The sequence below is a fragment of the Bacteroidales bacterium genome (assembly GCA_031275285.1).
Lineage (GTDB): Bacteria > Bacteroidota > Bacteroidia > Bacteroidales > UBA4181 > JAIRLS01.
The window spans coordinates 1-14,382 of sequence record JAISOY010000029.1; the positions used below are offsets into that span (position 1 = coordinate 1).

Genomic DNA, 14,382 nt, shown 5'->3' on the forward strand with positions numbered 1-14,382 from the left:
AAAATCAAATTGATAATTAACAATGTAAGAAATAAGCTTTTACAGATCATCTTCGCTTTAGTGCAAAAAGGACAGATTTATATAAATGATTACCAAAATCAGTTGGATATAAAATTTGGCTAAATAATAATGAAATAATTTGGATTTTAACATAGAATTCGTTCTCAATCATACCTTAAAAAATAATAAATTTATGATTAATTTTGAATTGAACTAATTTGAGGAGGCCTATAAACAACACTATTGGCAAGGGAGAGTAATTGTTGATACGAATTTTGCTATCATGAAACAAAAGTGTCGGCGAAAATAGTTACTTTCGCACCATCATACAATTGAAGTTATCTGTAGTGTTTATGTCCGGGAAAATTTACAGGATTTTTTTATTGATAATGATGTTCCAGTTTTCTGTGAATGCACAAGATCCAATCGAAAATATCGATAGCTTAATAGAGGTATTTTCACATCACAGAACTTATGATACGACACGGGTCAACCTACTAAATGATATTGCCTATGCGTATGTTCCGCTGATACTTGATGGTGATTCTTCAAAATTAGAATTGGCAAGACGGTATGTTCAGGAGTCAGTTGTTTTGGGAGAAAAATTGCATTATAAAACAGGAACAGCGAGGGCATATAATGTTACAGGTATTATCTGTTTCTTATCAGATCAAAGTTACGAAGCATATTCCTATTATAAAAAAGCGGAAAAAATATACACCGAATTAGCTGATACTTTAAGGCTTTGTTATATTAATAATAACATTATCATGACCCTTCAGAAGCTTGGAGAGGTTGAAACATTAAGGACACAGGTATATCACCTGCTTGATCTGAGCATGAAGATTGGCAATGTGCGTTTTATTGCTGATGCAGTTAATGCCTTGGTCAATAGTGGTGAAGGGAGTGAAAAAATTACTGAAGGGATAAGATATGCTATTGCCCGTTTGGATGAGGTCAGACCCACTTCACGCGCTGTTCTCGAAAGATCATATGGAGAAGTACTGGCAAAGCAAAAGAAAAAGGATGAAGCCCTGGAATATGTACACAGGGCAAGGGTAAGGGATGAAAAAGACAGTGTTGACCTCCGGTGGGTATATATCACATTGGCACAGATTCATGTTATTTTTGAAAATGTAGATTCTGCAAAATATTATCTGGATAAAGTGCATGGTCTGTCCGGAGAAAACAGCCTTAATCATAATTATTATATCGAACATGTTTCGATGAAAATCGATTCTTTGAAGGGAAATTGCTGGGGAGCATTTTTGCATTTTCGAAAAAGTGTTGAAATAGATGATAGTATTGCCAAGAAAGCAAAAATAGATGAGATCGTCAGTATAAAAAACTGGCACAAAATAGAACAGCGACGAGCTGAAGAGCAGATTATCCTTCAGGAAAAGCGGAATCAGGAAAAGTTAAATTTCCTGTTATATATTTTGCTTGTTTTGATATTAATGTTGGTAGTGATGCTTGTTATCTACTACAAAAAACGGGTAAACGACAATAAGTTGTTACAAAGAAACAATGAAGAATTACAGGAATTACATGGAGTAAAAGACAAATTGTTTTCACTCATTGCTCATGACCTGCGAAATCCAATGATTTCGTTCATGTCGATGATAAAACTGTTTTCATTGCGTGAAGTCGGTCCTGAGGAGCAGGATGAGATGCTGGAAGATATTTCGAACAAAGCAAACGAAACTTATTCTTTGCTCAACAACCTGCTTTATTGGTCGAAATCGCAGATGAACGGTATTAGTCCGCAACCAGGATATTTTGACATTCGGGAACGGAGCAACGAAAGTATTCGTTCTTTGGAGCATCAAGCCCTCTATAAAGGTATTGTCCTCTATAATGCAATTACTTCATTGCAGGTATGGGCCGATCCGGATATGACCGATGTGGTGTTTCGCAACCTGATCACAAATGCGGTCAAATATTCGCAATCCGGGGATATCGTGACAATTGCCAGTGCTGTGAAAGGTGATTTTGTGGAAATCTCTGTTAAAGATACCGGTATTGGAATTTCGCCTGAAACACAGCAAAAATTATTTAATATTTCTGAAACTACCAGTCAACGAGGTACGACCAACGAATCCGGTTCCGGATTGGGATTGGTGCTCAGTGCCGATTTTGTAAGGCTTAATGGTGGAACCATCTGGTTTGAGAGTGAATTGGGAAAAGGAAGCACATTTTATTTTACTATTCCATTACATCCTTAAATTGACCCTATAAAAGTTTTTACTGACCAACCCAAACTCCGATATTTTAGGTAGTCTATTCCTGTTTTCTGGAATCCGGTATATATTGTAAAAAGCCAACGGATAATTAAAAGAAGCATTTTAACTATTTTTCACATTTGATGTATTGGAATCCTGCTATCTCTTATTATATTTGATACGGACGTGAATTAAAATTCCACATATGGAAAAGAATATTTCACATAAAGAAAATGAAGGGGAAAATTATCATGTTCCCGGACTTGAAAAGGGGTTGATTATTATGGAGCATCTGGCTTCCTACCCTAAAGGCTTGAATTTGCAGGAAATCAAGTCTTCGTTGAATATTTCACAGACTACTGCTTATCGTGTCCTGCAAACCCTGGTTAAGCTGGGTTATCTGCTTTATAATGAAACGGAAAAATCATATAGGTTATCCACCAAACTGTTGACTATTGGTTTCTCTTCACTGAACGAACATCATTTACTCGAGATTGTTCTGCCATGCCTTCGTGAATTACGGGATATTATTAAGGAGACGGTTTGTTTCGGTATACTGGGAAGTGAAAAAGGAGTTTTTATAGAGCAGGCCCAGGGACATCACGCTTTCCGGTTTGTGCTGGCTCCGGGGAAAAGTTTCGAACTGCATTGTTCCGCTCCCGGCAAAGCTATGATGGCATATCTGCCCGATGTGGTAAGAAACCGTTACCTTTCGTATATGGGTTTCGAAAAATATAACGACCGTACCATTACCAATGAAAAGGATTACCTGGAAGAACTGGAGAAGGTAAGGAAGGTGGGGTATGCCCTGGATAATGAAGAAGAACTGTCGGGTGTGATTTGTGTTGCTGCTCCCATTTTTAATTACAGGGGATATCCGTGCGGGGTGATCTGGACATCAGGACCTAAGGACCGGCTGACTCCGCAGGCGATCCTGGTTACAGCCGGGCAGATCAGGGAAATGACCGAAAAGATATCACTTAGTTTGGGATATAGCAGAACAGTTCACTGACCGGTTGGTAAATTGACGGAAAATCTGTGCGGGTTTATTATAAGTAATATAAAACAATTAATGTTATACTTTCTGAACGTAATTAACATTGAGTAATGTGACTCAAGAAAACAATAAATAGCACTGAGTGCTTAAATAAAAGCAATGAAAAAGTTTTTGAAAAAAGGAATCATCGTGTTTTTGGGAGCTGTCTGTTGTGTGGCGTTTATCATATCGGACAATAAGCCTTTTTACCCGACCGGCATTACCCGGTGCGAAGATGGGATTCTTTTTTCCCAGAAAGGGATGAAACGCCTGGATCTATATACGCCTGACGGAAAGAAACTGATCCGTTCGTTCCCTTTTGAAGAGATCCCTACAGGGGTTGCGTCTGATGGGAATACGGCATATGTCACCACTTTCGAAACCCAGGGGATATTACACCAGGTAGACCTCCGTTCGGGAGAGATCAAAGCATCGGTTCCTACGGGTTCGGGAGCTGCAGCCCCTATCTTAAGTCCCGACAAACGACTGGTATATGTCTGTAATCAGTTTTCCAATACCGTTTCGGAAGTCGATATGGTACAAAAGAAAGTGTTACGCACAGTCTCTGTTTTGCGCGAACCCAGAGGGGCTGTTTTCAGTAAGGACGGCAAATACCTGTTTGTGACCAATTTTCTTCCCGCTCAGCGGGCCGACGTGGATACGGTAGCTTCTGCAGTATCGGTGATCGAAATGACAAACTTCAAAAAAGTGAAAGATATTCCTTTGGCCAGTGGCAGTAATGCATTAAGAGGCATCTGTATCACTCCCGATGGTCAATATATTTATGCATTGCATAACCTGGGGCGTTTTCAACTCCCCACTTCCCAGTTGCAACAGGGATGGATGAATACCAGCGCTTTCAGTGTGATCGATGTCCGTGCCCAGAAATACCTCGGGTCTATCCTGGTTGACGAGGCTGAAAAAGGTGCTGCCGGGGTATGGGACATCACCTGTACGGATGACCTGCTCCTGATTTCCCATTCCGGGACACATGAGGTCAGTGTGATCGATCATACGGCGATGAGAAAGAAATTTGAAGCGTATGTACCCAAAGAAAACCTGGATTATGACCTGACCTTCCTTGTCGGGATCCGGCAACGCATTCCTTTGGAAGGGAACGGTCCCCGAAAAATATTATTGGACGGTAACCGTTTGCTGGTTCCGACCTATTTTTCAGACATCCTGAATGTGCTGGATTTGCAGGATTTGTCCGTTTCGACGGTTCATATGAATCCGAACAGGAGGGAAAGCGCAGAAGACAAGGGCGAAAAATATTTTAATGATGCTACTTATTGCTTCCAGACCTGGCAGTCGTGTAACGGATGTCATCCGGGGGATGCCCGGGCTGACGGGATGAACTGGGACCTGATGAATGACGGGATCGGTAACCCCAAGAATTGTAAAAGCCTGTTATATTCCCATGTTACTCCTCCGAATATGATATCCGGGATACGTGCTAAAGCAGAGATCGCTGTCCGTGCAGGATTTACTCATATCCAGTTTTCCGAAATACCGGAAGAAAAGGCCGGGTGTGTGGACGCATACCTGAAAGCTTTACGGCCTGTACCCAGTCCTTACTTAGTCAACGGACAGCTCAGCGGGAAAGCAAAGCAGGGACGGGAAGTATTTGAAAAAGAGAATTGTACGCAATGTCACAGTGGGCCTTACTTTACCGATCTGAAAATGCACCGGATCGGCGATGATATCGAATTTGAAAACGGTTGGGATACGCCCACGCTCATCGAAGTATGGCGGACTTCCCCCTATTTGTTTGACGGACGCGCTGCTACCATGCATGATGTGTTTTCAACACACAAACACGGCATTAACCGGAAATTGTCCAAAGGAGAACTGGATGCCCTCGTTGAATATGTAAATTCTTTATAATTTTTAATCATCAATAATCAACAATAATGAAGACGAGACTCAATTTGAAAACTTTATGTGTCGGAATACTGCTGGTATCCCTGGTATCATGTACAGGAAAAAAGTCAACCGAAGAGAAAGCCTGCTGCAGCAATCACACCACAAGCGTTAATACAAGTAATAATTTAAATAATATGGTATTAAAAGGTTATAAGAAAAAGTATACGAATAAGGACTTTTATACTGATGGAAAGTTCAATGAAAAAGTAGCTGTGGATGCATTTAAAGATATGTTGGACTTCTATGGTATGCCCTGGACCTCCTTTATGGATGCTGAATTCTGGGCTGTGGACTTTGGTCTCGGCGACTTTGAAAATGTAGGTATGGGAGGGATTTTCTGGGTAAACGATCAGGAGCATGGTTATTTTGCCCATGCTATTTACCTTTTACCCGGTCAGATGATTCCGGAGCATGCACATGTGAAAACAGAGTTCTCTCCTAAGTTCGAATCCTGGATGGTAACAAAAGGGTGGGCATATAACTTCTCGGAAATCGGTGATGAAACACCCAATATACCCTCTATTCCTGTAAGTCACGGACCAATTAAAAGTAAAAATTTCGTTATTCAGAATGTCGGTGACATTATTCACCTGAAGAAAGCGGAATCCTTCCATTTCTTGATGGCCGGACCAGATGGCGCTATCGTAGACGAATGGGCATGTTATCATGATGGCAGTGGATTACGTTTTACGAATTCCAAAGCGAAGTTGTAATTTGATCATCTTCATTCCCGCCGGTAGATATGATCCGGCGGGATTGTAAATACAATATGATTCCGGATGTTATGTTCAGATTGTTTTCGTTTGCGCACGTTTCTAACGCACACAAGCAGGGTATTCATCCGGTATTCAAAAATAAGATAAATAATACCAATCAATTAATGTTGCATTTGATGAGTGTAATTGGCTTGATCAATGCGACTTAATGAAATAATAAATAGCACTGAGTGCTTAATGTTTGGCACAAATTAGAAAACCAGTTTTACAATCAATCTACCATGAATAACAAAGCCGTTTTCATCATCATTATATGTTTTCTATCCTGTTTTGCTTTAGAGGCCCAAAAAACAAAGAAAGAACAGAAACAGGAATCGTGGATAGATGCTTATGTCAACGAAAAAGCAAGTATCCGGCAGACCCTTCAAAAGGCAAATATGCCGGTTCAATCCGAATGGATGAAAGTAGGGATGAAAGCTGCGCCTTTTGTGGTCGACCTGAAAGGTGTAGATCGGTTGTTATTGATGGTCTGGGGAGGACCTGACGGTAATTCTTTCGATCATGCCGTTTGGGCCAACGCCCGTTTTATTAAAGCCAATGGTAGCAGTGTATGGATGGACGAGGTAAAACCGGAATTTGTACGGGTCGGCTGGGGTAATGCCCCCATACTGAATAAGAATTTGGAAGATAAAGAAATACGGATTGCCGGGAAGGGATATGAACATGGTGTTTGGACCCATGCAGAAAGTGTGATCTATTATCCTGTTGACGGGTATGTGCGTTTTGAAGCCGAGGTCGGTATTGAAGACCTTTCCAGGAACGGATCGGCTTATTTCATGGCTTATAATACTTTTCCCCGTGAACGTGTACAGAAACTTCAGGATCAATACCCTGAAAAATTTAACTTATTGCAATCCAACATACCGGATATTTACCTGTGCTTTCTTACTACCGATGACTCAGTCGAAAAAGGCCTGGCAGTCAGCCTTTCCGATCAGGTCAAAAACGGGACATATTTTAAAGATCAAATCAGGCAAATAGAAAGTGAGAAGGATATCGATACACGTATTCGCCGTTATCTCGAGTTGTTTGAAAAAGAAGATGCCCTGTTGCGTTTGGAAAGTGAATTGGCATGGCTGAATATGGAATCTGTCCGGCTGGCTTATGCCGATATGAAAAAACAAAAAGGCTTTGATGCTTCCAAGTATGATCCTCAGTACCAGGAGTTACTGTCATTAACAAAAAACGGATTTGACGAAATCTACTCCGGTAACGACCAGGCTATGGATAATGCAAAGAAGGCAATAACACTTAAGCGTTCGCTTCTGTTGGGCAATACTTTGCTGGATATGGATAAAATACTGGTTGCCCGTTTCAATCTGGGGAGAAGGGCGCGTTCGGCAATGGCTCCCGAACTGGGGACGCAATCCAACAATTGGTCGAACCAGCAATCTGCCCGTCGTCAGGGTTTTGATGCGGATATTGTCGAATTAAGCAATCTCAGGAACGACATAAAAATACGCAGCATATACAAGCCGGAAGGGCGGTCTTCCATTACCGACCTGAAACTGCACTGGGATGCCGACAGGATCATGTTTACATCGATTATGCCGGATAAACGTTGGAATATTTTCGAGACAACCATGAATGGAGGAGGAACAGCCACCCCTCTTGTAAATATGGTGGAACCTGATCTGGAATTTTTTGACGGGGCTTACCTTCCCGACGGACGAATATTGGCTGCTTCTAATGTAGGATACCAGGGAGTACCTTGTGTGAACGGAAGCGACCCGGTAGGGAATTTTGTATTGTATGATCCGGCTAAAGAGTCGTTCCGGCGATTGACATTCGATCAGGACGCTAACTGGAATCCGACCATTATGCACAATGGCCGTATCATGTATACCCGGTGGGAATATACGGACTTGACCCATTATTTTTCAAGGATCGTGATGCACATGAATCCCGATGGAACAGAAAACAAAGCCTTATTCGGTAGCGGTTCCATCTTTCCGAACAGCACATTCGATATACAGCCGTTGCCGGGACATTCATCGGCTTTTGTAGGGATCATTTCCGGTCATCACGGAGTAGCGCGTTCCGGGCGGTTAATACTCTTCGATCCGACTGTAGCAAGAACGGGGGTCAAAGGAATGATGCAGGAAATACCCTACCGGAACCGGCCAATTATACCCCTGGTTAAAGACGAACTGGTGGATGATGTATGGCCGCAGTTTATTAAACCCTATCCTTTGGATGATAAATATTTCCTGGTGGCTGCTAAATTGTCGCCGGGAAGTCTATGGGGCATATACCTGGTGGATATATTCGACAATGTGACATTGATTGCCGAATATGAAGGGGAAGGATTGATCAGTCCCATACCGGTGCGCAAATCAACTGTTCCCCCGGTTATACCCGACCGGGTAAAGCTAGGTGATAAAGAGGCTACCGTATTTATCCAGGATATTTATGAAGGCGAAGGTTTAAGGGGAGTTCCCCGCGGAACCGTTAAAGCCTTACGTGTATTGTCCTATGAATATGCTTATATCAATTCTCCTTCCGATTTTTATGCACAGGGCATTCAAAGCGGATGGGATATCAAACGCCTGCTGGGAACCGTACCTGTCGAAGAAGACGGATCGGTAATTTTCAAGATTCCGTCCAATATGCCGGTTTCTTTACAACCCCTCGACTCGGAAGGACGGGCTGTACAATGGATGAGAAGCTGGTTTACCGGTATGCCCGGTGAAGTGGTGTCCTGTGTCGGCTGCCATGAAGACCAGAATAAAATAGCCATTCCCAAGCGGGTGATCGCATCGACCAAAGCGCCTTCGAAACTGACGGTGCATAATGGATATGTGCGGTCGTTTACTTTCGACTACGAAGTACAGCCGATACTGGATCGTGCCTGTGTGTCCTGTCATAACGGAGACAACGGAAAAATGGACCTGCGGGGCGGCAGGAAAGATAAGCGTGGTTACGGTACTTCTTACCTGTCAATCCATCCGTTCATCAACCGGCAAGGACCTGAAGCGGATATGCCGGTATTGGTTCCATACGAATACCACGCATCTACCAGTGAACTGGTCCGTTTGCTGAAAAACGGCCATTATAATGTTAAACTTACAGATGAGGAATGGCGGTCGTTGTATAACTGGATCGATTTCAATGCGCCCGATAAAGGCCGTTTTGTCGCAAACCCACTGAACGGGATCGAACAGATCAGCCGCCGTCAGGAATTGGGAAAGAAATATGCAGACGGTGTATATGTGGACTGGCAAAAAGAACTGGAAGATTATGCCGCTTTCCTGAAAACCAAGGGGGAGATTAAACCGGAAATGCCGGAACCTGTGAAAAAGAAGGACGAAAAAGAAGTTAAGGTAAAAGGCTGGCCGTTTGATGCGAAACAGGTTACAGAAATGCTTGCCACGGAAAAGGAAATCCGTAAAGAAATCACCCTTGCACCTGGCATCACCATGGTTTTCGTAAGGATTCCCGCCGGAGAATTTGTAATGGGTAGTAATAACGGCAGTAACAATAACAGGCCGGTTTCACGTGTGAAGATCGGTAAAGCTTTCTGGATGGGAGAAATAGAAGTAACCAACGAACAATACAACGTTTTGTTTCCTGAACATGATAGCCGTTATGTCGACCAGTTCTGGAAAGATCACACCACTCCGGGGTATCCGGCCAATGAACCCTTACAACCTGTAATACGGGTCAGTTGGGAAGAAGCGATGGAATACTGTAAACAATTAAGCCAACAAACAGGGCTGAATATTACTTTACCTACCGAAGCGCAATGGGAATGGGCTTGCAGGGCGGGAAGCAACCATGCATTCTGGTATGGAGATATGAATACCGATTTCAGCACCAAAGAAAACCTGGCAGATGCACAACTCACTAAAATGGCTGTAAGTGGAGTAGACCCCCAGCCAATGTCCAAGGATAATCCATGGTATCCCTATTTCAATTTCATTCCGAAAGCAGAAGGGGTAGATGACGGAAATATGTTACAAACCGATGCGCGGAAATACGAAACCAATCCGTTCAACCTGTATGCCATGCACGGTAATGTGAATGAATGGACACGCTCGGATTACCTGCCTTATCCATACAGTGAAAAATCCGGTAAGGACTCCGAATTCAAAGTGGTGCGGGGAGGCTCTTATTGGGAACGCCCGGAATATTCAACCTCGTATACCCGTAAGTATTTTTATCCATGGCAAAAAGTTAAAAATGTAGGATTCAGGGTGATTATCGAGGACTAAGTAATAAAGAATTAAAAATTAAGAATTGAAAATTGAAAATTGAGAGTGAATGCGGCTCGTTAAGCCCGTATCTTCATGCAAAAAATGTTGGGACCAAATATATTTTTGACGACATTATTTACAGGCAATCTTTGATCAGGTGAAGAGGAACTTATACCGGTTGATTTCATCCCATTGGACTACCATTGTCCTGTTACTGCTATATGCAACAGGCTTGGCGGTGGCTACTTTCATTGAAAAATACTACGGAACAGATATGGCCAGGCGGCTCGTTTATTTTTCACCGGTATTTTTCCTGCTACAGCTTCTGTTGATCTTAAATTTCATCTTTATTGTTCTAAAAAATAAATACCTGAAACAGGGAAAATGGGGGATGCTGCTGCTACATGGGGCCTTAACCATTATTCTGGCAGGAGCCCTGATCACTCATTTGTTTTCTGAAGAAGGATATATACACATCCGTGAAGGGGAAAAATCCGACAGATTCCATGTACAGTCTTTTGGAACGACGATCGTTAAGACATTGCCGTTCAGTCTGGAACTGCTTGATTTTACCCTGCATCGTTATCCGGGTTCCGGCAGCCCGTCATCTTATGAGAGCGAATTGCGGGTATATACAAGGGAAAAAGTATTCGATGCATTGGTTTATATGAACCATACGCTGGATGTGGATGGTTACCGGTTTTTTCAGGCTTCATTCGATAAGGATGAAAAAGGAACCGTTCTCTCCGTCAATAAAGATGTATGCGGAAGAAGTGTTACTTATGCCGGTTATCTCCTTTTGTTTGCCGGCTTCATCCTTTGCTTTACAGGTAAAAACTCCCGTCTGCGGGTCCTTTTCCGGATGCTGAAAAAGACAACCGTAACAATCATTTTTGTTCTTTGTATTTTCCGGATGCACGTTTATGCTTCCGGCCAACCGGGATTGATTCCCGGAATAGAAAATTTCCCGGTCGACCGGGAACATGCCAAAGCTTTCGGAACACTTGCCCTGCAGTCATCTTATGGAAGAATTGTCCCTGTCAATACCTTTTCTTCGGAAATCCTACGAAAATTATATCATAGCGACCGGATCGGAGCTATGGATGCCGACCAGTTCCTGCTAAGCCTGTTGATCGTACCGGAGCTATGGAGTGAACAACCTTTGATCCATGTAACCAACAAGGAACTGATCCATTCGTTAAACCTTAGCGGGAAAAAATGTGCTTATGCGGACCTGTTCGACGCAAACGGGAATTATAAGCTGGAAGGATCAGTCAATCAGGTATATGGTAAGACTCCTACCGAACGGAGCAAACTGGATAAGGATCTGTTGAAATTAGACGAGAAGGCCAATATACTACTTCAATTATTTGACCTTCAATTACTCCATCTGTTTCCGGATGCCGGTCATCCGGACCATCCATGGTATTCTCCGGGTGACGACCTGTCGGTTTTTTCAGGCATGGATTCCGTGTTCGTTTCCCGGATCATGGGCTGGTATCTCATGGAAGTACGTAAAGCAACGCAAACAGGTGAATGGCAGCGTGCTGATGAGGTGCTGGAAATGATCTCGACCTACCAGTCGGCCAAATGCCGTCCCGGAGATATTGACAATAAAAAAATACAAGCTGAGCTGAAGTATAACCGGATGAATATTTTTTCGTTATCCAAACGGTTTTACCTAATGTCAGGAGTTTTTCTGCTCGTATTGGGATGCCTTTCATGGAACAGGAAATCCCGGTACCTGCTTGTCGGAAAATGGTTGTTAAGCGCGATAATCATTGCCTGTTTCCTGTTCCATACGTATGGAATATGTCTGCGTTGGTACATAGGGGAACATGCGCCGTTTTCCAATTCTTACGAAACCATGGTTTATGTGGGTTGGGCTACGGTGCTGGCAGGGCTCCTTTTCATCTCCCGTTCTACCGTCACACTGGCACTGGCTACCCTTTTCGGAGGTGTTATCCTTTTCGTGTCGGGCCTGAACTGGATGGATCCGCAGATTACCCCGCTGGTGCCGGTGCTCAAGTCACCATGGCTGATGTTCCATGTTGCAGTAATCGTTGCTGCCTACGGATTCATGGGGATCAGTTTTCTTATCGGCGCCACCAATCTGGGGATAATGACATTCGGGAACAAAAAGAACATTACTGTACTACAACGGATCGGGGAATTGAGCATCATCAATGAAATATCCCTACTGACCGGCTTGATACTGATGACAACTGGCACATTCCTCGGAGCCATTTGGGCCAATGAATCATGGGGGCGTTACTGGGGCTGGGATCCCAAAGAAACCTGGGCATTGGTTACGATTGTGGTATATGCCGTGGCAACCCACCTGAGAATGGCCAAACGTTACTATAACCTGTGGATATTCAACGTGCTGTCCGTATTCGCTTTTGCTTCCGTATTGATGACTTTTTTCGGGGTGAATTATTTCCTGAGCGGGATGCATTCCTACGGTTCCAACAGCAATGTGAATGCTATTTTTGTATACTTATATGTTGCCGGAGGGTTACTTCTATTGTTAAGCGTTGTTTCCTACCGGTCGTATAAAACACTTCACCCTGCGTCCGGTAAATCGGTCGATCCTGTTGTATCTCCTGATTCATCAACCATCAACCATAACCATATTTAATAATCAATTAATCTAAACAAGTCATGAGGAAATTTAATCATGTGGGTATCGTTACCCGGGAAGACAAAGAAGGGGCATTTTTCAACGAAGGTTTGAGCGTCTGGCTGACCGATTACACCAAGAGCGCCAACCGGATAGAATATTTGAAGTTTGTGGAAGGGTCGTGTATGCCGGAACTGGTGCAAACGGTCACCCACATGGCATATGAGGTGCCTGATCTGGAGGAGGCGCTCAAAGGAGCTAAAGTGATCTTCGGACCGGCTGTATGTGATGAACACCTGACAATTGCTTTCATCGAAGAAGAAGGCATAGCGGTAGAATTAATGGAGATCAAATAATTCAAAAATCCAAAGTTTAAAAGTTCAAGGTTAGATAAGAAACGAAACCTTGAACCCGAACCGGGCTTGCGAGCTCATCAAAGATAAACTTTGAACTTTAAATAATCATTTAAAAATATTCGCATGAAATGTTCATAAACATAGCGGTATACCCACCGTCATGAACAAAGTTGGACATTTAGCTTTGCTGAGCCCTTCGGGGTTCATCTAACCATTTAAAATAATTTTATTCATATGAAAACCAAATTCATTAATAATCCGGAAAACCTGACATCCGAATTACTGGAAGGCTATGTAATGGCTTATAAAGATAAGGTAGCGCTGGCTGCTGAAAATATTGTAGTCCGTAAAAATCCCAAATCCGACGACAAAGTGGCGATCATTACTTTGGGGGGATCGGGACATGAACCTGCGCTCAGCGGTTTCGTGGGTGAAGGGATGTTGGATTGTTCCGTTGTGGGTGACATTTTTGCTGCTCCCGGTGCCCAGCGTTTGTTTTCCGCTTTGCAAATGTTCAAACGCGATGCCGGTATTTTATTGGTCGTGTTGAACCATTCGGGTGATGTAATGAGTGCCAACATGGCATCACAATTAGCTGAAAGGGCAGGTATAAAGGTGAAAAGCATCAACACGCACGATGATATCAGTGCAGGAATCAATGCTCCCGATGCCGACCGTCGTGGTCTGGCCGGATGCCTGCCTCTGATCAAGATACTGGGAGCCGCTTCCGAGGAAGGAAAGAATATAGACGAACTGATCGAGATCGGGGAACGTTTCAATAAACAGATCGCTACCCTGGCCGTAGCCATGGGATCATGTACGCATCCTCAGAACGAAGCGCTGATCTGCGACCTTCCTGCCGGAATCATGGAAATCGGGATGGGACAACACGGCGAGGGTGGCGGTGGTCGTCAGCCATTGGTCTCTGCCGATGATACCGCCGCAAAAATGCTTGGATTCCTTACCCAACAGGTTCCACTCCAAAAGGGAGATCGTGTCCTGCTTTATGTCAACGGAACAGGCGGTACCACCCACATGGAACTAAGTATTATTTTCCGTAGGGCATACCAGCTTCTGGCCGAAAAAGGCGTAGAGGTTACGGAAAGCAGGATAGAAGAAATGCTTACCGTTCAGGGACAGCATGGTTTCCAAATGCTGTTGGCTAAGCTGGATGCCGATCATATCGACCTGCTGAAAAACAAAAAAGCAGACAGCCCTTATTGGATCAACACAGGTAAATAATACCG

8 protein-coding genes are annotated in these 14,382 nt (G+C 43.4%); all 8 read left to right on the plus strand.

Annotation, left to right across the window (positions count from 1 at the left end; genetic code table 11):
- Positions 1–353 precede the first annotated feature (353 nt).
- Positions 354–2,225: a HAMP domain-containing histidine kinase gene (locus LBQ60_02470; protein MDR2036767.1), complete on the plus strand. Its 1,872-nt coding sequence runs from the start codon at positions 354–356 to the stop codon at positions 2,223–2,225.
- 202 nt (positions 2,226–2,427) lie between these two features.
- On the plus strand, positions 2,428–3,234 hold the full coding sequence (locus LBQ60_02475) for an IclR family transcriptional regulator (protein ID MDR2036768.1): 807 nt from the start codon (positions 2,428–2,430) through the stop codon (positions 3,232–3,234).
- Positions 3,235–3,378: 144 nt separating this feature from the next.
- Entirely contained in the window at positions 3,379–5,145 is a 1,767-nt protein-coding gene (locus LBQ60_02480; GenBank protein MDR2036769.1) for a YVTN family beta-propeller repeat-containing protein, read from the plus strand.
- Between the two features lie 26 nt (positions 5,146–5,171).
- The gene (locus LBQ60_02485) at positions 5,172–5,897 is read left to right on the plus strand and encodes a hypothetical protein (GenBank protein MDR2036770.1); all 726 of its coding nucleotides are present in this window, start codon (positions 5,172–5,174) and stop codon (positions 5,895–5,897) included.
- Between the two features lie 284 nt (positions 5,898–6,181).
- On the plus strand, positions 6,182–10,174 hold the full coding sequence (locus LBQ60_02490) for an SUMF1/EgtB/PvdO family nonheme iron enzyme (protein ID MDR2036771.1): 3,993 nt from the start codon (positions 6,182–6,184) through the stop codon (positions 10,172–10,174).
- A gap of 139 nt (positions 10,175–10,313) precedes the next feature.
- Complete coding sequence (gene ccsA, locus LBQ60_02495) at positions 10,314–12,797, plus strand: cytochrome c biogenesis protein CcsA (GenBank protein MDR2036772.1); 2,484 nt, start codon at positions 10,314–10,316, stop codon at positions 12,795–12,797.
- A 23-nt stretch (positions 12,798–12,820) separates the two neighbouring features.
- Entirely contained in the window at positions 12,821–13,135 is a 315-nt protein-coding gene (locus tag LBQ60_02500) for a hypothetical protein (GenBank protein ID MDR2036773.1), read from the plus strand.
- A gap of 234 nt (positions 13,136–13,369) precedes the next feature.
- Positions 13,370–14,377: a dihydroxyacetone kinase subunit DhaK gene (locus LBQ60_02505; GenBank protein MDR2036774.1), complete on the plus strand. Its 1,008-nt coding sequence runs from the start codon at positions 13,370–13,372 to the stop codon at positions 14,375–14,377.
- Positions 14,378–14,382: the final 5 nt, after the last annotated feature.

Coding starts and splice junctions, on each gene's coding strand:
- LBQ60_02505 (MDR2036774.1), top strand. CDS start 13,370: ATGAAAACCAAATTCATTAATAATCCGGAAAACCTGACATCCGAATTA.
- LBQ60_02485 (MDR2036770.1), top strand. CDS start 5,172: ATGAAGACGAGACTCAATTTGAAAACTTTATGTGTCGGAATACTGCTG.
- LBQ60_02480 (MDR2036769.1), top strand. CDS start 3,379: ATGAAAAAGTTTTTGAAAAAAGGAATCATCGTGTTTTTGGGAGCTGTC.
- LBQ60_02490 (MDR2036771.1), top strand. CDS start 6,182: ATGAATAACAAAGCCGTTTTCATCATCATTATATGTTTTCTATCCTGT.
- LBQ60_02475 (MDR2036768.1), top strand. CDS start 2,428: ATGGAAAAGAATATTTCACATAAAGAAAATGAAGGGGAAAATTATCAT.
- LBQ60_02500 (MDR2036773.1), top strand. CDS start 12,821: ATGAGGAAATTTAATCATGTGGGTATCGTTACCCGGGAAGACAAAGAA.
- LBQ60_02470 (MDR2036767.1), top strand. CDS start 354: ATGTCCGGGAAAATTTACAGGATTTTTTTATTGATAATGATGTTCCAG.